17 protein-coding genes and 2 pseudogenes are annotated in these 21016 nt (G+C 48.6%); 15 read left to right on the plus strand and 4 right to left on the minus strand.

The annotated features are described in order from the left end of the window. The first annotated feature begins 4 nt into the window (after nt 1–4). From CVT49_11560 to CVT49_11605, 10 genes and pseudogenes are all read left to right on the plus strand, one after another. Nucleotides 5–643 carry a hypothetical protein gene (locus tag CVT49_11560; protein ID PKK82821.1) on the plus strand — a complete coding sequence of 213 codons (639 nt, stop codon included), beginning with the start codon at nt 5–7 and terminating at the stop codon, nt 641–643. A 56-nt stretch (nt 644–699) separates the two neighbouring features. Further along, the gene (locus CVT49_11565) at nt 700–1311 is read left to right on the plus strand and encodes a hypothetical protein (protein ID PKK82822.1); all 612 of its coding nucleotides are present in this window, start codon (nt 700–702) and stop codon (nt 1309–1311) included. A 21-nt stretch (nt 1312–1332) separates the two neighbouring features. Next, on the plus strand, nt 1333–2733 hold the full coding sequence (locus tag CVT49_11570) for a hypothetical protein (protein ID PKK82823.1): 1401 nt from the start codon (nt 1333–1335) through the stop codon (nt 2731–2733). Nucleotides 2734–2748: 15 nt separating this feature from the next. Beyond that, nucleotides 2749–4047, plus strand: a complete 1299-nt coding sequence (locus CVT49_11575; GenBank protein ID PKK82824.1) for a hypothetical protein — start codon at nt 2749–2751, stop codon at nt 4045–4047. 150 nt (nt 4048–4197) lie between these two features. Then, nucleotides 4198–6327, plus strand: coding sequence for a hypothetical protein (locus CVT49_11580; GenBank protein ID PKK82825.1), 2130 nt, complete (start codon nt 4198–4200; stop codon nt 6325–6327). A gap of 109 nt (nt 6328–6436) precedes the next feature. Next, the gene (locus tag CVT49_11585; GenBank protein PKK82826.1) at nt 6437–8119 is read left to right on the plus strand and encodes a hypothetical protein; all 1683 of its coding nucleotides are present in this window, start codon (nt 6437–6439) and stop codon (nt 8117–8119) included. Between the two features lie 3 nt (nt 8120–8122). Continuing rightward, nucleotides 8123–8539: a secondary thiamine-phosphate synthase enzyme gene (locus tag CVT49_11590; GenBank protein ID PKK82827.1), complete on the plus strand. Its 417-nt coding sequence runs from the start codon at nt 8123–8125 to the stop codon at nt 8537–8539. A 2-nt stretch (nt 8540–8541) separates the two neighbouring features. Further along, complete coding sequence (gene mtnA, locus CVT49_11595) at nt 8542–9558, plus strand: S-methyl-5-thioribose-1-phosphate isomerase (GenBank protein ID PKK82828.1); 1017 nt, start codon at nt 8542–8544, stop codon at nt 9556–9558. A gap of 235 nt (nt 9559–9793) precedes the next feature. Beyond that, complete coding sequence (locus CVT49_11600) at nt 9794–10831, plus strand: hypothetical protein (GenBank protein PKK82829.1); 1038 nt, start codon at nt 9794–9796, stop codon at nt 10829–10831. 75 nt (nt 10832–10906) lie between these two features. Next, nucleotides 10907–11206 (plus strand): annotated as a pseudogene (locus tag CVT49_11605) (hypothetical protein). A gap of 583 nt (nt 11207–11789) precedes the next feature. On the opposite strand, the gene CVT49_11610 reads toward CVT49_11605, so the two are convergent. After that, entirely contained in the window at nt 11790–12650 is an 861-nt protein-coding gene (locus CVT49_11610) for a hypothetical protein (GenBank protein PKK82830.1), read from the minus strand. A 79-nt stretch (nt 12651–12729) separates the two neighbouring features. Between CVT49_11610 and CVT49_11615 the strand changes: the two genes are divergently transcribed. Further along, the gene (locus tag CVT49_11615; protein PKK82831.1) at nt 12730–13299 is read left to right on the plus strand and encodes an exonuclease; all 570 of its coding nucleotides are present in this window, start codon (nt 12730–12732) and stop codon (nt 13297–13299) included. 39 nt (nt 13300–13338) lie between these two features. Here the strand turns inward: CVT49_11615 and CVT49_11620 are convergent. Then, a pseudogene (locus tag CVT49_11620) lies at nt 13339–14095 on the minus strand (mechanosensitive ion channel protein). 479 nt (nt 14096–14574) lie between these two features. Between CVT49_11620 and CVT49_11625 the strand changes: the two are divergent. The 4 genes from CVT49_11625 to CVT49_11640 all read left to right on the plus strand — a co-directional run bounded on the left by CVT49_11625 (nt 14575) and on the right by CVT49_11640 (nt 19167). Next, nucleotides 14575–16098: a phenylalanine ammonia-lyase gene (locus CVT49_11625; protein ID PKK82832.1), complete on the plus strand. Its 1524-nt coding sequence runs from the start codon at nt 14575–14577 to the stop codon at nt 16096–16098. A gap of 420 nt (nt 16099–16518) precedes the next feature. Beyond that, nucleotides 16519–17040 carry a DinB family protein gene (locus CVT49_11630; GenBank protein ID PKK82833.1) on the plus strand — a complete coding sequence of 174 codons (522 nt, stop codon included), beginning with the start codon at nt 16519–16521 and terminating at the stop codon, nt 17038–17040. A gap of 47 nt (nt 17041–17087) precedes the next feature. Beyond that, nucleotides 17088–18299, plus strand: coding sequence for a hypothetical protein (locus CVT49_11635; GenBank protein ID PKK82834.1), 1212 nt, complete (start codon nt 17088–17090; stop codon nt 18297–18299). Between the two features lie 82 nt (nt 18300–18381). Continuing rightward, complete coding sequence (locus CVT49_11640) at nt 18382–19167, plus strand: hypothetical protein (GenBank protein PKK82835.1); 786 nt, start codon at nt 18382–18384, stop codon at nt 19165–19167. Nucleotides 19168–19257: 90 nt separating this feature from the next. Here the strand turns inward: CVT49_11640 and CVT49_11645 are convergent, their stop codons facing one another. Together CVT49_11645 and CVT49_11650 are read right to left on the minus strand one after the other, a co-directional pair. Beyond that, nucleotides 19258–20055, minus strand: coding sequence for a hypothetical protein (locus tag CVT49_11645; GenBank protein ID PKK82836.1), 798 nt, complete (start codon nt 20053–20055; stop codon nt 19258–19260). After that, nucleotides 20048–20992 (minus strand): ABC transporter ATP-binding protein, encoded by a 945-nt coding sequence (locus tag CVT49_11650; GenBank protein ID PKK82837.1) that lies wholly within the window; start codon nt 20990–20992, stop codon nt 20048–20050. Before CVT49_11650 ends, CVT49_11645 begins: the two co-directional genes overlap by 8 nt. Between the last annotated feature and the right edge of the window lie 24 nt (nt 20993–21016).

Genomic DNA, 21016 nt, shown 5'->3' on the forward strand with positions numbered 1-21016 from the left:
GGCCATGACAACCATGATTAAAATAAATCTTCTGCCAAAGCAGTTCAGCAAACGGTCGGGCGGGTTCTCACTCGGCAAGCACGGTATCTACACGATTATTGCGGGTGTGGGTATTCTGCTAATGTTCGGGGCGGTATCGGCCTGGCAGCTTTACAAGATGAATGAACTTGACGGCCAGATGCAGATTGCCCGCGCCAGGACGGTTCAGCTTGAAAAGGATATCAGGCTGGTCGATGCTTTGATGGATATCAAGGGCAAAATCACCAACCGTCTTGAAGCCGTCGAGCGTCTGGATCGCCATCGCAGCGCCTGGGTGCGTATTCTTGAAGATCTTTCCAAAGACGTTCCGGATTTTATCTGGCTGGCGAAATTTACGGAGCAAAAGCAGAAAAAAGCCGCCAACGATACTTCGGCGGCTCAGGTACAGGTGAATGCAGAGATTAAACCGGCCGAGATAGAAGGTTTCGGTTTTACTCTTAACGCCCTGGCCTCATTTATGATAAAACTTATGAGATCGGACTATTTTGATAATATTGACCTTGTTAATACGGAAGAATTCACCTTCGGAAAACAGAAGGCATACAATTTCAAGTTAAGTTGTAATGTTCATTATCTGTCGGACGAAGATCTGGAAAAGATATAAAGATATATGGTCAAAAAGACCCCGATCCTAACTCAAAAATAAATTAGCGAGGCATCATGGATTTCAGAGATCCCAAAATTCAGAAAATACTCATGGGTGTTTGTGCCTTTGCGGTTGTCGCATATTTCTGGTATAGCCGGTTATATACATCATATGACCAGCGTCTGACTCAGATGACCCAGGAGTATTCCACGATGATAACCAATCTGAAGAATGTCGAAATGAAGTCTAAATCTCTTGATGCCCTCAAGCTGGAATATGAAGACCTGCTTGGTCGTTATCATGAGATTGAACAGCTTCTGCCCGAAGTGAAACAGATTCCGTCATTTCTGGTGCAGTTGCATACGGCTTCCTCATTGACCGGAACAAAAATCACCAAGATCGAGCCCAAGCCGGCAGCGCCCGAGAATTTCTATAATGTGGCCGGGTTCCAGATTGAAATGACCGGAAGTTATCATGATTTCGGCAAATTCATTGGTTATGTGGCAAATTTCCCGTTTATCGCCAATATCTCCGATGTTGAGATAACGGCGGCGCTGGCGCCCAACAAGGCGCCGGGCAACGATGACAAAAAGACTATCGGTCAGAAGAAGACCATCAATGCAAAATTCGTTCTCTCCACCTATTTTGTCAAGCCGGAGGAGCGTTTGCAGGAACTGGCTATATAAGCAGCGGGAGGAGTAATAAAGATGAAAAATACACTTTATATAATCTGTCTATTATTGCTGGCTGTCCCCGCGGCTTTCGCCGATGCCGAAATCGACGCAGTGCAGTTGAATCGACAGAATGGAGAACTTGTCTTCCGGATCGACGCTTCTTCCCAGTTCCAGTTTACGCACCAGACCGAAGAAGCCAAGGATGGCAAGCCGTTCCGCGTTATCATTGATCTTTTCCCGGCGATTCACAAGCTTGGTCAGAAATCATTCTTTGATCTGCCGCCGAAAATGGTCAAGGCAATAAGATCCAGCCAGTATGCGGTCGATCCAAATAAAACGGTTCGAGTGGTTCTGGATTTGAACGAGGAATCCGTTTATAGAATAGAGAAAACCGGCAATTCAGTATTTGTCTATATCCCCGATTCGAAGGGGAGCGATTTCCCGGTTTGGTCGAGTGTGGATAATTTAAAGCTGCAAAGCCCGGCCGAAAAACCTCCGATATTGGTCAAAAAGGAAGAGCCGAAGCCGCAGAAGACCGCGGCAGTTGTAACTAAACCGAAGGAAGAAGCCAAGCAGACTCCGCAAGTGGCCGCTGCCCCCGAGACTACTTTCTACAAACCGCAGAGTTCGGGTCCTGTTGAACAAGACTGGTTGCAGCCGAAAGCACAGAAGCCGGTAGTAGTTAAAGCGGAAGAAAAGCCGGCCGCCGAGAAGAAAGTGACAGCTCAATCATCGGAGACAGCCAAGCCTGTCGCCGAAGTGATAAAAACAAGTCAGCCGACAAGTCCTGATAAGCCGGTGAAAAAGGAAGAAAATAAACCCGCCGAAAAGGCGGCTCTCAAGACCGAATTGGCGGCCTCAGGTTCGAGTCCGGCCCAGAATAATAATAAGGCGGCTGCTCCGGTCGTAAATCCGGAACCGGTACAGACCGATGAAGCGCAGCCCGAATCGGCGGATAATATTCCTGCCCAGGAAAATCCGGCCCAGCTGGTGGTTCAGGAACAGCCGGAAGAGGAGCAGGATGAGGAAGACGAAAAGTCGACCTCACGGTTCCGTCGTCAACCTGCTTTTCCAGCAAAATTGAAAGGTACGATTGTAGCCGAATTCCCGAAACGAATGGTTATTAAGTACACTCCCGGAATATCCCGCGATCCCTTTGCCTCATTGATGGATGAGACGAAGCAGTCGGATGGTCCGATGGACAAAAGGATTCCGGACGTGGAAACCACCCATCTGGTTGGTGTTTTGGAGTCGAGCGACGGCCAGAATCGGGCCCTGCTGGAGGATATGGAAGGATACGGATTTATTCTCAAGTCGGGAGATAAGGTCAAGAAAGGATATGTCTCACAGATTTATTCCGATAAAGCACTGTTTCAAATCTTCGAATACGGGTGGAGCCGGACCGTGGCGCTTCATCTCGAAGACAACGAATGAAAGGCAGGTTAAAATATGAAAAGTCTTAAATTCAGCAAATATCTTTGGGTCGTCCTGGTTCTTATCATTGCTTCGGGACCGGTCGGAACGGTTGTAGCACAGATTGAAGATCCAGGCGCGCCGATTGAAAACCTGTCGTTTCAGGCGGCAGAAATTCGGTCAGTCATCAGATTCCTGGCTGATTACGGTAAGGTAAACGTGGTTGTGGCGCCCGATGTGCAGGGAAGCGTTACAATCAATCTTCGCAATGTTTATTGGAAACAGGCACTTGAGATTATCGGCAGCAATTATAATCTGGCCGTAGTCTGGGAAAAAGCCGGGTATATCCGGATTCTTCAGGCCGATAAATATCGTTCCGAGCAGAGTGACATCAATAAGCACAAACTTGAGCAGGTAACGCTGGCCAAGCTGGAAGTGAAAATCGTCCGGCTGGCGAATACCGCCGCCGCGGATATTAAAGAATCGGTCAAATCGCTTCTGAGTGACCGGGGTAAGGTTGACTCCGATGAACACACCAACTCTCTGATTATCCAGGAAGTTCCGGAAAATCTCCCGAGTGTTGTGAATTTCATTAAAGAGTTGGACAAACCGGCGCGGCAAATCCGTATCTCCGCCCAGCTTCTGGAAATCTATAGTAATGACGACTTTGAGTTCGGTGTTGATTGGACGGCTAACGGAATAAGTACCTATGGGGCCGATAATGCCCGCTCCATCACTCAAACCGGTACTCAAAACGGCAATCAGGTTACCAACCCGTTTATTTCCTATGATCTTGGGCTAATTGGACGCGGCTGGACTGTTGATGCCATTGTTTCAGCAGTTGTCTCAGAGGGTAAAGGTAAGATTATTGCCCATCCGGAAATCACCACAGTGGAGAACAAGGAAGCCCGCATTCAGATGGGGCAAAAGGTCCCGATCAAGCAGTTTGACGAGGCGGGCAATGTCGTAATCAAATTTGAAGAAGTCGGAACGATTCTCAAGGTCACGCCGCATATTACGGCCGACAATCAGATCCTTATGCATTTGATGCCGGAACGCAGCACCCTTGAGCCGGATCCGAGCGGTATTGTTATCAATACCAATAATGCCGAGACCAATGTGGTCGTAAATAACGGTCAGACAGCGGTCATCGGCGGCCTGACCACCCAGGATGAAGTGGAAGCGGTCTCGGGAATACCGATTTTGAAGGACATTCCGTTGCTGGGTGCGATCTTCCGCTATACCACCAAAAGCACGGAAAATCGTGACCTGGTCATTTTCGTGACCCCGACGATCGTCGAGAATGATCTTGCGGGCGTTGAAACAGCTCCTTAAGCGCATTGATTAGATACAGATAAAAACCCGCCTTCAGGCGGGTTTTTTTTGGTTAAGAGACAACCCTGATTTTCCGATAAAACTAATGAGAGAATATCTCGAAAATTACGGGAGAAATTCAGTCTAATTTTAAACATATCGGGAGTAATTATGAAAGTCACCAAGTATTCACTCGGTATTGCTGTCTTTGCGTTTTGTGCCATGCTTATGGTCAATCTGATCGGAGGATGCAGCAGTTCCTCGAATGACTCGGAACGCTCCAGCGGTCTGACAATTGAGACTGTTGTGGCCAGTCCGTCCACCGTCGAAGTCGGCAGCACCACCGTTATTGAAGCGGTTGTCACCGATGGTTCTACTCCGCTGCCCAACAGGATTATCACTTTCACCGTCCCCGCTGAATATGGATATTGCACTCCGGCGGTCGACACCACCGACGAAAACGGTGTGGCCGCAACCGTCTTTACCTCGGTTCAATCCGGGCTTGCGGTGGTTACCGCCAGAATTTCCGAGACGGTTTATCAGACGGTTAATGTACTGATTAATTCTTCGTCGCTGCCCAGCAGCGGTAATATTGATATTGCCACGACTCCGTCACTTCTTCTGGCGGACGGGCTTTCATCGTCGACCCTGACGGTTACGGTTCGTGACGGCGCCGGCAATCCGGCCCCGGAATCGACCATAGTCATGTTTGCCGCCGGTGAAAAATTCGATGATATCGACGGCAATGGCTATTTTTCGGCCGGGATCGACAGCGTAATTTATGATGCCATCCCCAATGATCAGTGGGATCCCATCGGTATCGTTCCCTCAATGGCCTATGTTCTTGGAAGCAACGGTCAGGCGACCGCTCAGTATATTTCCGGAACCGAAGCGGTAACGGTTTATATTCGGGCGACAGTCACCGCAAATAACTTCCAGGGGTATACCGAAACCAGCCTGCAGCTTACTCCAGATGCCTCCATCAGCAGCATATCACTTGCCTGCGATGAGGTTCATATGGCCGTGGTTGCTACCGGCGGTATTGAAGCGGCCACCCTTTATGCCACCGGCTATGACGCCAATGGCAATCGGGTACCGGAAGGCCTCGAAATTTCGTTTGTTATCACAGACGGACCGGGCGGCGGCGAACATCTGGGCACGGTCGGCTATGGTCCTTATATAGCCACCACCAACGCCGGCGGTGTGGCCACCTGTCCGATTTCATCGGGGACAGTCTCTGGAACAGTAAGAATTCGCGCCTATGCCGAAACCATTCTTTCGGCGGCGACACAGATTATGGTTCATGCCGGCCCGCCGGCTTACATGACGATCGGAGCCGAAAAATGCAATTCCCCGACCTGGAATGTTATCAATGAGCGAGTCGGTGTCGTGGCCCTGGTTTCCGATGTTTATCATAATCCGGTGGCCGATTCGACAGCAGTTTACTTCACCTGTGATGAAGGCACGATGATGGCCCATTTACTGCGGACCCAGAGCGAGGAAGGCATTGCCTCCAGTTACTGGATTTCGGGTTATGATGATCCGTTGGCCGACGGTGTCGTGGAGATTATTGCCGAAACCAATGGCGGCGATCTGGCCGATACCAGTTACTTTTTGAATACTTCGAGTCCGGTGTATTTCTGGTTTATTACCGATCCGGCCTCAGGATTCCCGGTTTTTCCGACCACGATCAATGCCGATGGCAAGGAAAAGAAATCTTTTTATATCGAAGTTCGCGATTATAATATGAACTATGTTGCCGGCGGGACCGCAATCGAAGTTGAAGCCGGTCTCCTGAGCGCTTCCGGCGGCGCCGTCCAGGATGGCTGTCTGGCTTCGCGCGTCAAGGGCTCTATTACCTCAGTGACTCTGGAATATGATCGGTCCATGAATGGCGTGTCGGATGATGGCATCGGCGCCATCGATTATGTCACGGCCAATTATGCCAATTTATTGGTAGAAACTATTCCGTGCACACTTTTGACAGGCCCGGCCTATACGCCCAACTGCGTGCTTGATATCGTTTCCTCGGCCAATGCCGACGGCCAGGTTGCCTTCGGAGTGACCATCAAGGATCGCTGGAACAATCCGCTCGGCGATCACACGCTGGTGGCTTCAGTAACCGGCGGCGGCTCGATCTCAAACGGCACCCAGTCCACCGATATGTATGGTGAGGCCAGAGGGTTTACGCTCAATACGCCGCCCGCGGCCGATTCGGTCAGCCAGGTTACGGTGACCGTTCAGGATATCGACCCGCGCGGAAATATAACGCTGACAAATACTGTTTCAATAAGCAATTAGTTTTTACTCCTGTTTTGTTTCGAGAGGGTCATCCGCTTAGCCAGCGGATGGCCCTTAAATTTTTCCAGAAATTTGTGGTTTCTTCGAAAAACTTAGTTAAATTGCGGGCATGCCGCTTCTAAATGAGAAGGATTTCCGGCTCACGGATACTATCCATGAAGCCGTCATACACACATGCCGGCGATTGGCCGATAAACCGGCCCTGGTCGCCCAGGGCGGTGAAGGCAAAGCCTATACCTTTGGGGAGATCGGCGATCTGGTCGGCAGAGTTGCCGGCGGCCTGCGCAAAAAGGGTTTTTCCAAAGGCGACCGGGTGGCAATTATCGCTGAAAATTGTCCCGAATGGGGGATTTCATACCTGGCCGCTATGGCGGCCGGATGCATTGTTGTGCCGCTGGATGTTTCGCTTAAGCCGAATGAGCTGAGCCGCATGTTAAGAGTTTCCAAAGCCAGGGCTCTTATTTGCTCGCCCCGCTGGAAAAAAGAGGCGGACGATATGATCGCCCTTAACGGTCTTCGGGTGGATACGGTGGCCATGAATTTTGATGAGGGCGAAACATTGAAAGGGCTGGCCGATTCCGACCCATATTTCGAAAAATCGGTCAGTCGTAGTGATATTGCAGTTATAATTTATACTTCCGGCACCACCGGCGATCCCAAGGGGGTTATTTTGACCCACAACAATATTCTGAGGAATATCGAATCCATCGTCAAAAGCCTGATGATCTATCAGGATGATAATCTTTTGTCGGTATTGCCGCTTCATCATACTTTCGAGGCCACGGTCGGTTTTCTTTTTCCACTCTGTACCGGGTTGACGGTGAAATATTCCCGGTCTCTCAAGTCACGGGATCTTATGACGGATATTAAAAACAATAAAATTACATTTATGATCGGTGTTCCCTTGCTTTTTGAAAAGATGTATGCCGCCATCAATAAACGGATCTCCGAATTACACCCGATTAAAAGGGCGCTGTTTAACTCGCTATATGGCGTCTGCAAGGTGGGCTGGAAATTCAAAAGGCGCCCGGGTATAAAACTCTTCAAGGATCTAAGAACAAAAGCCGGTCTCGAGTCGATTCGCCTGATGGCTTGCGGTGGCGCGCCGCTTCCGCCCCGGGTCGCCGAGTGGTTTACCATGGTTGGTTTTATTTTTCTGAGCGGCTACGGCCTGACCGAATGTGCGCCGGTGGTCTCATTCAACCGACCGGGGGATATCGACTTCGGATCGGTCGGGAGGCCGCTTCCGGGCATTGAAGTGAAAATTGACAACCCCGCCCCGGATGGTGTCGGCGAAATCATTGTCAGGGGTGAGAACAATACGCCGGGTTATATCGACAATCCGGAGGCCACCGCCAAGCTTTTGAAAGATGGCTGGCTGTTTACCGGCGATATGGGCAAAATCAAGCATGGCCGTGTTTTTATAACCGGCCGTATGAAAAATATTATTATCAGCGGCGGCGGAAAAAATATCTATCCCGAGGAAATCGAGGCCGAATTGAATGTCTCACTGTATATTCTCGAATCAGTGGTGGTGGGACGGACCAAAGAAAAGAAGGCCGGGGAGGATATCTGGGCCGTTATCGTTCCCGATATGGAACAGATCCAGTTATTGGAGGGGAAGCCGGGCGCTGAAATAACGTCGGAGCGAATAAGGCAGATTATCAAGCAGGAGATCGATGCGGCCAATAGCCGGATGGCGGATTATAAAAGAATCACCCAGTTTGAAATCCGCCTCGATGAGTTCGAGAAAACTTCGACCAGAAAAATCAAAAGAAGGTTTTATCAATAGAAAATGGTCAGGACCGAAGAAATCCGCTTTGAATCAAAAGGCTATTGCCATATTGTCAATATCACCGACCGGATCGCTGGTCTTGTGCGCGAGTCCGGCATCAAGGCGGGCATTGTGACTATTTTTTCACCATCAGCCACATCCGGCCTGACCACGATCGAATTCGAACCGGGATTGCTCAAAGACTTACCGGAGTTTTTCGAGAAAATACTTCCATCCGGAGTGCCGTATCATCATGACATGACCTGGCATGACGGCAATGGTTTTTCACATATGCGTTCGGCGCTGATCGGACCGGATATTACGATACCATTCAGCGACGGCGAACTGTTTCTGGGGACCTGGCAGAATGTCGTCTTTCTTGATTTCGATAACCGTAACCGCAGCCGCCGGCTGATAGTACAGATAATGGGAGACTAACGATGAATTTTACCGTAATCGAACGGGTCGGGAAAACGGCCAAAATACTCGATCAGACACAGCTTCCGACCAAGCTGATTTACAAGCAGTACAACGATTACCGCGATATCATGGAATCGATCCGAAGGCTCGAAATTCGGGGCGCTCCGGCGATCGGCATCGCCGGCGCTTTTGCGGTGGCGGTGGCGGCTGAAGTCGATGTCAATATGAGTGTCGGGCAGTACAAGATTATCCTGGCGCAGGTGGCGGAAGAGATCAAGGCGGTGCGGCCGACGGCGGTTAATCTGGGCTGGGGAGTGGACCGGGTGGTGAAAGTGATCGAAGATTATCAGGGTGAGGATATCAAGGAGTTTCGCTTGCACATCTGGGCCGAAGCCGAAGCGATCTTAAAAGAGGATAAAGAGCTGTGCGATAAAATCGGACAAAACGGCGCCGCGCTTATCAATGACGGCGACACGGTGCTGACGCATTGTAATGCCGGGGCACTGGCGACAGGCGGTATCGGAACGGCGCTGGCGGTTATCTATGCGGCCAAAAATCAGGGGAAAAATGTTAAAGTCTATGCCGATGAGACCCGGCCGCTGCTGCAGGGGGCGCGGTTGACGTCGTGGGAATTGATGCAGGAAGGAATCGATGTTACTTTGATCTGCGACAATATGGCGGCGATGGTGATGAAACAGGGCAAAATCGATAAAGTGATTGTCGGCACCGACCGGGTGGCCAAAAACGGCGATGTAGCCAACAAGATCGGCACATACGGCGTGGCGGTGCTGGCCAGAGAGCATAATATTCCGTTTTATGTGGCATTGCCGTACTCGACCTTCGATAACAATATTCCGACCGGTGATGATATCCCGATCGAGGAGCGCTCTTCAACAGAGATCACCGATTGGGGCGGGGTGCAGACAGCGCCGGATGGTGTCAAAGTCTATTCACCGGCTTTCGATATCACGCCGCGGGCGCTGGTGACGGCATATATCACGGATCAGGGCGTAACGCCGGGAGGAAGAGGGGAGTGAGGATTCGGCAAATAAAAGGCTGGCAGATGTGCCCACATGGCGGGCCACATACATAATTGGGTCGGATTTGCAGCTTTGGGTTTCTTAATATTTTAATCATAATTAGTTTGCATAAAGTTCTTTTTGTTTATAGATTGCGATGTCGGTAATTCTTGAAATTGAGATATGACTCAGGCTAATTTGTTAGTCTGATGCATGTCGGTGTAAATTAAGTTATTGGTATTGAGGCAATTATATGGACAAGAGATATCAGGTCTTTGTCAGTTCGACTTATGAAGATTTGCGTGCCGAGCGGCAGGAAGTCATTCAGGCCTTGCTGGAATTGGATTGCATTCCGTCCGGGATGGAATTATTTCCAGCGGCGGATGAAGACCAGTGGACGCTCATAAAGCGTGTGATAGATGACCGTGATTATTACATAGTAATTAGTGCCGGGCGTTATGGTTCCATTGGCGCAGATGGTAAAAGTTATACTCAAATGGAATATGAGTATGCGATTTCCGTAAATAAACCAGTTATTGCCTTTCTGCATCAAGATATTGGTAAAATTCCAAATGAGAGAACGGAAAAGAGCGATAAAGGCAAAAGAAATCTAATGGAATTTCGGGCGCTGATGGAAAAAAAGCTCTGTAAATATTGGACTTCGCCGGCAGAATTGGGCGGTGCCGTAAGTCGCAGCATTATCAAGCTTATCAAGGCACATCCCGCCATTGGTTGGGTGAAGGCCGATTTGGTGCCAGATGAATCTGCTGACAAAGAAATACTTGAATTAAGCAGGCAGGTTGCTGAACTTGAAAATCAGTTGGAATTATTAAGAAATGAACCACCATTAGGCTCTGAAGAATTAGCGCAGGGCGATGATTTATTCGAAATGAGATATGTGTGTGATGTATCTGGTGTGAGTGTAGTGGATGGCTATCAGAAGGATGTGGCTGATAGCTATGATTTTACATGGAATGAGATATTTCTAAGAATCGCGCCTATGATGTTAGATGAAGTGTCGGAACAAGATTTGATAAAAGAATTAAATGAGATGATTTTGAATAGAGATCTCTCTCAAAAGAAGGATCCAGAGGATTATGAATATGAAATAGGTAATGTTGTAGTATTCAGTGATGATTTTCAGACAATAAAAGTGCAGTTACGTTCACTCGGGTTAATAGTCCAAGGCAATAAACCACGCAGCGCTAAAGACACGAATATTTATTGGAAACTGACTCCCTATGGTGATGCGGTAATGACAAAGGGCCGGGCAATTAAAAAGCATAAATAGTAATTGATTATACCATATAATCATCATAGGTTTGCAGCCTATTATTTTAGTAATATTTAATTTCGGGAAGAATTAATGAAGGAAAAACCTATCTTTGCATTTGTCTTGATACCATTTGCACCAGAATTTGCTGATATATATAAATTCGGTATTAAAGAACCGGCTAAAGATCTGAATATAGTGGCTGAACGGGTAGATGAACAGATATATAAGGAAGGTATTTTGGAGAGAATTTACAGACAAATTGAAATAGCCGATATTATAATTGCTGATATGACGGGGCAAAATCCAAATGTGTTTTATGAAATTGGCTATGCCCACGCAAAAGGGAAATTATGTATTCATTTGACCTCAGATGCTAATGACATACCTTTCGATCTTAAGGATAAACGGCATATCATATATGGTAATTCTATTGAGGAATTAAGGGTTGCGCTGACTAGAGAACTTAATTGGGCCAAAAATGAAATAGAAAATATTAGGAAGAGTCTGATAAAAGTGCATTTAAAAAACATTTACGGCGAATTGGATAAAACTGAATACATTGCTAAGGGTTCCATTTATTTTAAAATTGATTTGCTTAACGAATTCGAAAAGACTTCTTCCGAAATTGAAGCCATTTACTTTTATACGTCTACTGATTGGGATATTTATCAGGACGATAAATTATGTCCATCTGCAAAATCAGATCTTCCAGATTTTCATAAGCGTCATTTTTTAAATTCACCTATACGCAAGATGGCAAGCAACTCGTGGGCTCAAGTAAGTTTCAAGGCAATAAAAATATTGGCAAGGGCATATCAAGGTGAAGCGTTGAAGGATTCTTACAGAATAATAGGAAAAAGTATTTTAAGACTAATGACATCTGAAAGTAATTTTGACTATGATATAAGAATAGATACAACAGTCGATGACCTTCCTTTTTAGAGCTACCGTCAATAATGATCTAGTTACCCTATCACAATTCCTCCAACCAGCCGGAAATCATTTTGGCGGTCGGCTTGATGGTGAGCATTTTGCGCGGCGATATTTCCTCAGACAGCATTTCAATCAAACGATAACCCAGGTAATAGCCGGTGCGGATCGGCGTTGTATCATCCTTGTAACGCAGGCATTGGAAAAAGCGGCCGAGGTCACTGCGATCCCATGACCGGAGCGCCTTTTGTGATTCAGAGATCAACTCGGGCAGGTTCTTGCGGCACCAGGCGAAATAGCCGCCTTTCGGGTTGGGCATGTTGATGCTTTTATGCAGGTTCGCCATAAAGAGATGATTAAGATCATACTCCGGCAGCAGTTTTGTCGAAAGCCATGTCGCAAAGCCTTCCTCATAGATAAATAAATATATCGGGCCTTTGTCATTGCGGATACCGGTTTTGTGCCATCGGATATAATGACCATACTCATGGGCGAGAAGCACCATCAGGTTGTTTCCGACGGTGCCGGGGAAATCAGGCGAGCATCCGATAACAGGTCTGTGATCGAGTTTGTACACCCGGCCGTTGAAAGCGCCGAAGCCGGGAAAAAGAATTATTTCCGGTGGCGTGACTTTGCCAAGCAATCTGACGGCTCTCTTATAGATATCAATCGCGGCGGCTTGCCACTCGGCCGGATCGAACTTTCTAATTTTTGCGCGCCAATTCGGTTCGAGAAGTTTTGCCACGGTTTGGTCAACGTTGTACCGTTTTTCCAGATGATGATTGTTAACTTTGCGCAGGGAATAAATCAGTTTATGTAATTTTTGTTTTTTATCGGCGCTGTTCCCCGCCAGAATTTCTTTGATGGGTGTGATGTAATCATGTATCGTTATTTTGTGCGGCATGACTCCTCCCATGATTCTTCGATCTGCCCTTTATTTAAAACAATTATGGAATCTATGCAATATCTTATTATATTGAATCATGCTGATTCCCGGGGTAAAAAACAAACTTCTCATTGTCGATCTCGAAGCGACCTGCTGGGAGAATAAGGGCTTGTTCAAAGAGATGGAGACGATCGAGATCGGCGCAGTCTTAGCCGATTTGAATGATCGCGACAGTGTCCGCGAATATGATGTTTTTATCCGGCCGGTACGTAATTCCATTTTGTCGGATTTTTGCAAAAATCTGACCTCGATCCGACAGGAAGATGTCGATCAGGCGGAAACATTCCCGGTAGTCTTTCCGAAATTTCTCGAGTGGGCCGGTGATCCGGATGAATATACCTTCGCTTCATGGAGCGGTTATGACAAATGGCAGTTTCAGAATGACTGTGCCTTCCATAAGATGGAATATCCCTTTCCGACTCATTTCGATATCAAGAAGTTCTTTTCGAAAGCGCATCAAAACAGGAAATTCGGTCTCAGCCGGGCCGTCCGAAAGAGCGGGCTGGAGTTCGCGGGGACGCATCATCGCGGAATCGATGATGCCCGCAATATCTGGCGCGTATTAAGAAAAATCATCGACGAGAACGAGCAACTGGAATTATTTTAGCAAATCAAATGGGCGGGGTGTGACCCCGCCCTTTATTGTTTATGCTTTCTGCTCCTGGAACAGGTGAACATCACGCTGCGGGAACGGAATCGAAATATTGTTGGCATCCAGGGCCATTTTGATATTTTCCATCAGGTCGAAATAAACCGCCCAGTAATCGGCTGTTTTTACCCAGGGGCGGACGGCAAAATTGACCGAACTGTCGGCCAATTCGAGCACGCGCACGGTGGGGGCGGGATCCTTGAGTATGCGCTGATCGGCTTTAATAATTCCCTCCATGACATCTTTGGCTTTTTTGATATCGTCGCCATAGCCGATACCGAATACCAAATCGATGCGGCGGGTTTCCTCGGCAATGTAATTAATAATATTACCGCCGGAAAATATGTATGGTTTCGACCGAGCCGCTGCTACCGCCGGCTTCGACATAATGGCCCACCTCGAAAGGCCGAAAAATGATTAGCATGATGCCGGCGGCGAAATTCGACAGTGAGCCCTGTAGTGCAAAACCGACCGCCAGACCGGCGGCGCCGAGGATGGCAATAAAGGATGTCGTTTCCACGCCGAGTGTGCTCAATGAGGCCAGAGCGACCACGACCAGCAGCATGATTCGGGTAAGACTTATGACGAATTTTGCCAGGGTTTTATCGGTGGCCTTCTTTTCAAAAGCACGTTTGAGAACACGGCTGATAACGCTGATGACCATGCGGCCGATCACGAAGATCAGGATGGCGCCGATGATTTTCAAACCATAGGCCGTGCCATAGGCCCACAGCCATTCCATTGCTTTTTCCATTTTCTCTCCTTTCAATGTTTATTGAACTTTTTATGACATATTCAATTCTCAATTCCATTGATTATCTCGATTTACATTAAAAAAACCAATATTCAACATCGATGTTTCACTTATAATGAAAAACCGGAATAATGTCTAATGTTTAATTATCAAATGGCTTTGAATAAACCAGCGATATCTATCGCAGTCCGGCCCGGTCTTGTCGTTGGGTGTTGCGGTATGTGATTGTGCGGTATAGTGTTACATTTATCGAAAGTGATTGACTTTTAGTGCGGCGGCGCTATATTATATCTGTTATGAACGAATGGAAAAGCAATAACGATGATCATCCGAAACCGGATACGCATCCGGTTTGTCACATTGCCCGTTATCAGCCGAAGAGTTCATCCGGTCTTCAGGATGAATAACCCGGCTGAGAAATTCTTTATTCACCAAGAAAATTTATTCCGTTTAATGTGTAAAATGATTGTGAGGTATAAATGACTATAGTTCTGGATGGTTCAGGACTGACCATAGAAAAACTGGTCAGGATTGCCCGGTATAATGAAAAGGTGGAGCTTCACCCGGATGCCATAACGCGAATCAACAAATGCCGCGCCATGCTCGAGAGGAAAATCGAGGCCAGGGAAATCATGTACGGTGTCAATACCGGTATCGGCGAGTTCTCGGAGGTTGTACTTTCGGACGAGCAGGTCAAGGATTTTCAGAAATATTTAATATACAATCATGCGGCCGGTATCGGCGACCCGGCGCCGATCGAGTATGTTCGCGGCGCCATGGCGGCGCGTATAAATGTGCATGCTCATGGAAACTCGGGAAGCCGCCTGGAAATAACTCAGACACTGATCGATATGCTCAACAAAGGCGTCACGCCGTTTGTCTGTCAGAAAGGATCAGTCGGGGCATGCGGCGATTTGGCCCCGATGTCCCAGATTGCATTGTTATTGATGGGCGAGGGGAAAGCGTATTATCAGGGTGAATTGCTGGATGGCAAAGAAGCGCTTAACCGGGCGGGGATTCCGATTCCGGGATTGAAAGCGCGTGACGGGCTGGCCACAATCAACGGCTCCAATGTTCTTACCGCGATGAGTGCCATATTTCTGTATGATGCCAATCGCTGGCTTAAACAGGCCGAAATTGCGGCCGCGATGTCGCTCGAGGCGCTCAAGGCCAACATGAAACCATACACGCCGAAACTGCATGAAGTGCGCGGTTTCAAGGGCGCCGTCAGATCGGCCCGGTCGATTCTCATGATGGTGGCGGGCGGCGACCTGGTTGACGGGCGGATCAAGTGCAAGGTACAGGATGCTTACTCGATGCGTTCCACACCGCAGGTGGTCGGGGCGGCCCATGATGCTCTGGCTTATGCCCGTTCGCAAGTCGAAATCGAGCTGAATGGTGTCGGCGACAACCCGATATTTTTCCCTGATGAAAATATACAGCTTTCCGGGGCCAATTTCCAGGGGTCGCCGGTATCGGTGCCGATGGATATGGCCGGTTACTGTATCACCATGGTTTCGGTCATGTCGGAACGCCGCATGAATCGTCTCAATAACCCGGCCCTGAGTGTCGGTCTGCCGCCGTTTCTGACCAAAGGGGCGGGGATGTTTTCGGGCATGATGCTCTCGCAGTACACCGCCGACATGCAAATTGTCGAGCAGCGGATTCTTTCGGCGCCGGCCTCGGTCCAGTCGATTCCGGCCGCGGCCGACCAGGAGGATTTTGTCTCGATGGGGATGAATACCGCCATCAAGAATTTCCAGATACTCGATAATGCTTATGGTGTGCTCGGTATCGAACTGATGGCGGCGGCTCAGGCGCTCGATTTCCGCGAATATAAATTCGGCAAGGGAACGACGAAGGCCAAAGATATCATTCGCAAGTATGTCGATTTTCTCGAAATCGACCGTCCACTTTACCCTGATCATACGAGGATGAAGGAACTGGTCAAATCGTGCGAGATTCTTGAAGAAGTCGAGAAGGAGATAGGATCGCTGGGGTAGTTGATTTGTGTTGGTGTCAGGTCACAATCCCGACCTCGGCGGAATCAAGACCTGACACGACATTGATTGCAAGGGTAGAGGATTTATCTGGTGTCAGATCACATCCTTCGGTAAACCTTAGGACAGGACCTGACATGACATTGGAATTTAGGGCGGGTTTTTTCGTATTAGGCGCCGTCTTAGTCCCCTCTTGAGAGGGGATTCAGGGGTGTGTAGGTATGCTGCAATCTGAAGAACACACCCCGCCCTTCGGGCACCCCTCTCGAGAGGGGAGGATATAATTATCATGGGTGGATTGGGACGCCTGTCGTCCACGTGAATGGCGTCAGGTCATAATTCCGACCTCGGCGGAATCAGGACCTGACACGACAATAATTAGTTTGCCTGATCAATGACACTGTTGTCAATGCAGAGGGGAATATGAAAAACGAAATTATCTGGGTCAAACGGAAATTCAAGCTGGATCTTCCGGTCGAGATGTTTCCCATTGTGGTCGAACGTTTGCGCGGCGTGCCGGCGCGTCTGGAGGAGAAAATCGCCCCGCTGCCGGATGATATCCTGCGGCATAAGGAGGGCAATGCCTGGTCGATTCTTGAGGTAATCGGGCATCTGGGCGATGTCGAGGCTCTCTGGCACGGGCGAATCGATGATTACCTTGAAAATCTGGATGAACTTCGGCCGGCCAATATAACCAACACGGTAACAAATAAGGCCGATCACAACAGCGCTTCGGTTGAGGAACTCCTGGGGGCCTTTCGGAAGTCGCGGGAGCATCTGGTGAACAGGTTTGACGAGATGACGAATAAGCATATGAAAATGTCGGCTTATCACCGGCGGCTGGATACGCAGATGCGGATGATCGACCATGCTTTGTTTATTGCCGAGCACGACGATCACCATTTGTCGAAAATTACTGATATGATAAATGAATATTCCCGTTAATTCGGCCTCTTGCTTTTTAAAAAACTTCGAATAAATTATCCGCTTATATGAATTCGAAGTTTTTTACCTCCATCGGCGGCAATCGGCAGGTGGTCGCCCTCTCCATTGCCCGCATGGCCGAAGCCATGGGCAACAGTATTCTCTTTATAGCCATCCCTCTTTATGTCGCAAAATTGCCGTCGTTGACATTGCATTTCGCGGTACCCGTTCTGGTCGGAATCCTGATTTCCACTTTTGGATTGGTTAATTCATCCCTTCAGCCGGTTATGGGCGCCGTCAGCGACCGTCTGGGGAGGCGCAAGATTCTCATACAAACCGGCATGGCCATCATGGGGCTGGGCACGCTCGGTTTTGTATTTGCGGAACGCTACCTGCATCTTCTGGCGCTGCGCGGATTACAGGGAATAGGCATCGCCATAACAATACCGGCTTCGATGGCGCTTATGGCGGCGGTGACGAAGAAAGAGACGCGCGGCGGCTCAATGGGTATTTACTCGATGCTGCGGATGATCGGATTTTCGGCCGGGCCGCTGGTCGGCGGCTTTATCCTGGTACATTTCGGATTCAACGAGGTCTTTTTTACCGGAGCATCTTTCATATTCCTGGCCACGATTCTGGTTCAGATGTGGGTCAAAGATGTGCCGGTCAACAATAATAATACCAGCTTCAAAATTATCGATCGGTCGCTTCTGAGTCCGGCCATCACGGCGGCCGGGCTGGCCACGTTTGTCATGGCCTTTTGCTTTTCGATGCTGGCCACACTGCAAAATGAATTCAATGCCAAGCTGGGCATCGACGCTTTCGGCTTCAGCATTGCCATCAGTTCGATGATGGTCGGGCGGATACTGCTTCAGGTGCCGCTGGGGAGGCTTTCGGACCGCATCGGACGGCGGCCTTTGATAATCGGAGGATTGATACTTCTGGCCCCGGCTTCGGCCCTGATAGGCAATGTAAATACCCTGACTCAACTGGTCATTTTGAGGATGATTCAGGGAGTCGCCTCGGCCGGAATCGCCGCGCCCGCCTTTGCGCTGGTGGCCGATCTGGGCAAAGCTGGGGGAGAAGGGCGCCAGATGAGCGTGATTACCATGGGTTTCGGTCTTGGGATGGCGGTCGGGCCGTTGGTGGCCGGTTTTCTGGGCGTCATATTTTTCCAGCTTCCGTTTTATGCCGGCGGGCTGCTGTGCCTGGTAGTCGCCTTAATAGCTTTCAAGTATATCCCGGAGACGATCAGGGAAAACATTCCTCCCAAAGTCTAATCTCTCATTTCTGCAGCTCCTGCAACATTTCAATCAGATTGTCGTCTAATTAAGCGAATCACCGATAAAGAAAGGAGCCGAGATGAGAAGTTTATTGGGATTTATGCTTTCCCTCGCGATCAATATAATTTTGTTCACCCCGGCTTTTGCCGATCTGACCGAAAACCGGGAACTTAACCTGGTTGCAGACGATATCAGGATGTTTGAAATCGACTGCGGGGCGGGGAATCTCTATATTCGGGGTGTCGAGGGGCTCACGAATATCGAAGTTGAGGCTGAAATTATCATTGAGGGCATTAATGAAAGCCGGGCGCGGGATTTTATGGATAAATATCTCCGGCTGGATCTGATCGAGAAGCAGGGAAAGGCCGTATTGACCAGCTATTTCGATAATTCGATGCCGACGACGTTGTTTTCATTCGGGAGACAGTCTGCGTTAATCAATCTGGTTATCAAAATTCCCCAAAATATGGGCTTGAAGATTGACGACGGTTCCGGCGATTCGAGGATCGAGAATATTTTCGGTGATGTCGATTTCGATGACGGTTCGGGTGATCTCGAAATAGAATTTATTAACGGCAATGTTAATATAGACGATGGCTCCGGCGAACTGGTTGTGTCCAATATCGACGGCCGGGTGATAATCGACGACGGTTCGGGAGAAATCCGCATTAAGGATGTCACCGGCGACGTCGATATTGATGACGGTTCCGGGGATATTGTGGTAAGGAAAGTCGGCGGAAGTGTTGCGGTCGATGACGGCTCGGGCGATATCAACATTCGCCACGTCAGCCGAGATGTTGATATTATCGATGACGGTTCGGGCGACGTGAGCATTTCCTATGTCGATGGCCGCGTGAGAAGATAATACCCATTCGCCTCATTTATGAGGAAGGTCTCAACAAAAGGCGCCCCTGTTATGCGGGGACGCCTTTAATTTTGGTATTTTTTAAATATGCTAATAATCCCGGCGGGAGATAAGATACAAAGTCGCGCCGTAAATCACCGCGCAGAAAATCAGGGTGGTATAAATTGAGAAGAAATTGATAAATCCGTCACCGTTCGTCAGTGAAACATAATTTGCGCCCACTTCGCCGAATTTGGGAAATATATAATACATCCAGTCAAGAATTTTGGTCCAGACCGTTTCCCCCAGGAAATTATAAACAGCCTCCCGCCCTTCGAGCAGACCGGAGGCAAAGCGGATAATGAAATAGGCCATGATGGCAATCGCGCCGGAGCGGGTCAGGGCCCCTATCGAGAAAACAAAAATAAGAATAAACAGGAAATGCACGAAAGAAAACATCGAGCCGAACAAAATTCCCCATGAGATATTTCCGACGCGGAAGGAAACAGTCAGCCAGATCAGGAGAACCATGAGGACCAGGATGATAATGTGTATCAGGTAGATAGAAACAAATTTCAATGTCAGCAGTTTCCAGCGGCTGATCGGTTTGGAAAACATCAATTCCACGCGGCCCTTGCCGAGATATGACGGGATCAGAAAGGCTGAGCCGAATACCATCAGGAAGATGACAAAGCCGATAAAACCATCGAAGAAATGAGCCAGCATATTGTCGAGAAGCGCATTGGACTCAACACCGCTTTCGAATAAATTTTGCCCCTGAATCTGGATCGAAGGCATCAATCCGAAGAGAAGAACCATAAACAGGGTTATGGCGGCATAGATATAAATAATTTTGCGACTCTTGATCTCCAGCAAAGAATCGAGGAAGATGGCGTTGAATTTATGCATTGCCGCCGCCTCCTTTGATTAGTTGCATGAAGCTCTCTTCGAGACTGATTTTTTCCGGTGTCACGGCAAGAATGTCGATGTAATTCTGCCGCAGAAGATCGATCAGCCCGTTGATCTGATACTTGTCGTCAAAAATGACGGTGATGAAATTTCCCTCGATACGAGCATCGGGGAAAGCGATTTTTATCTCGACCTCGATTTCTTCGTTTAATTCTGCGGTTTCGACATGGTAGGTCGGTTTCATGGTGATCAGGCTGTGGACCGGTCCGGCTTTGATCATTTTTCCTTTATCCAGAATCGCCACCCGGTCGCAGATCGACTCGACCTCGGCCAGCAGGTGTGAATTTAGGAATATAGTTTTGCCCTGTTTCTTGAGATCGATCAGGATGTTTCGGATCTGGTGCCGTCCGATCGGATCGACCCCGTCGGTCGGCTCATCGAGAAAGATGATATCGGGATCATTGATCAACGCTTGGGCGAGCCCGAGGCGCTGCATCATTCCCTTGGAATATTTTTTTATTCCGGTATCGCGCCACTTGGTCATATCAACCAGTTCCAGAAGCGGCGCCGCCTTGGTTTTAATTTCGTCTCTGGAAAGTCCGGCCATGCCGCCGAAACATAGAAGCATCTGCAAACCGGTTTGATAAGATGGGAACCGATGATTTTCCGGCAGAAAGCCTATTTTCCCGCGGGCTTCCGGGTCGTCGATACTGTGTCCGTTGATAAAGGCAGCTCCGGCGGTGGTCCCTAGCGAACCGAGAAGAATCTTAACCAGCGTGGTTTTACCGGCTCCATTGGGGCCGAGCAGGCCGAATATTTCGCCGCGCTGCACCTCGAGACTGACATTTGTCAGGGCCTGAACCTCATTGGCGCCCAGGGCGCTCTTGTAGATTTTGGTGAGATTCTCAACTCTGATGGCGGCGGTTGTACTATTCATGTTACTATTAACGCAAAATTCGGC

It is taken from the genome of candidate division Zixibacteria bacterium HGW-Zixibacteria-1, assembly GCA_002838945.1.
In the GTDB taxonomy this organism is placed as follows: Bacteria; Zixibacteria; MSB-5A5; order GN15; family PGXB01; genus PGXB01.

What these genes read in the sequence shown, in the direction of transcription:
- CVT49_11560 (PKK82821.1), top strand. Translation starts at nt 5, where the DNA reads ATGACAACCATGATTAAAATAAATCTTCTGCCAAAGCAGTTCAGCAAA.
- CVT49_11565 (PKK82822.1), top strand. Translation starts at nt 700, where the DNA reads ATGGATTTCAGAGATCCCAAAATTCAGAAAATACTCATGGGTGTTTGT.
- CVT49_11570 (PKK82823.1), top strand. Translation starts at nt 1,333, where the DNA reads ATGAAAAATACACTTTATATAATCTGTCTATTATTGCTGGCTGTCCCC.
- CVT49_11575 (PKK82824.1), top strand. Translation starts at nt 2,749, where the DNA reads ATGAAAAGTCTTAAATTCAGCAAATATCTTTGGGTCGTCCTGGTTCTT.
- CVT49_11580 (PKK82825.1), top strand. Translation starts at nt 4,198, where the DNA reads ATGAAAGTCACCAAGTATTCACTCGGTATTGCTGTCTTTGCGTTTTGT.
- CVT49_11585 (PKK82826.1), top strand. Translation starts at nt 6,437, where the DNA reads ATGCCGCTTCTAAATGAGAAGGATTTCCGGCTCACGGATACTATCCAT.
- CVT49_11590 (PKK82827.1), top strand. Translation starts at nt 8,123, where the DNA reads ATGGTCAGGACCGAAGAAATCCGCTTTGAATCAAAAGGCTATTGCCAT.
- mtnA (PKK82828.1), top strand. Translation starts at nt 8,542, where the DNA reads ATGAATTTTACCGTAATCGAACGGGTCGGGAAAACGGCCAAAATACTC.
- CVT49_11600 (PKK82829.1), top strand. Translation starts at nt 9,794, where the DNA reads ATGGACAAGAGATATCAGGTCTTTGTCAGTTCGACTTATGAAGATTTG.
- CVT49_11610 (PKK82830.1), bottom strand. Translation starts at nt 12,650, where the DNA reads ATGCCGCACAAAATAACGATACATGATTACATCACACCCATCAAAGAA.
- CVT49_11615 (PKK82831.1), top strand. Translation starts at nt 12,730, where the DNA reads ATGCTGATTCCCGGGGTAAAAAACAAACTTCTCATTGTCGATCTCGAA.
- CVT49_11625 (PKK82832.1), top strand. Translation starts at nt 14,575, where the DNA reads ATGACTATAGTTCTGGATGGTTCAGGACTGACCATAGAAAAACTGGTC.
- CVT49_11630 (PKK82833.1), top strand. Translation starts at nt 16,519, where the DNA reads ATGAAAAACGAAATTATCTGGGTCAAACGGAAATTCAAGCTGGATCTT.
- CVT49_11635 (PKK82834.1), top strand. Translation starts at nt 17,088, where the DNA reads ATGAATTCGAAGTTTTTTACCTCCATCGGCGGCAATCGGCAGGTGGTC.
- CVT49_11640 (PKK82835.1), top strand. Translation starts at nt 18,382, where the DNA reads ATGAGAAGTTTATTGGGATTTATGCTTTCCCTCGCGATCAATATAATT.
- CVT49_11645 (PKK82836.1), bottom strand. Translation starts at nt 20,055, where the DNA reads ATGCATAAATTCAACGCCATCTTCCTCGATTCTTTGCTGGAGATCAAG.
- CVT49_11650 (PKK82837.1), bottom strand. Translation starts at nt 20,992, where the DNA reads ATGAATAGTACAACCGCCGCCATCAGAGTTGAGAATCTCACCAAAATC.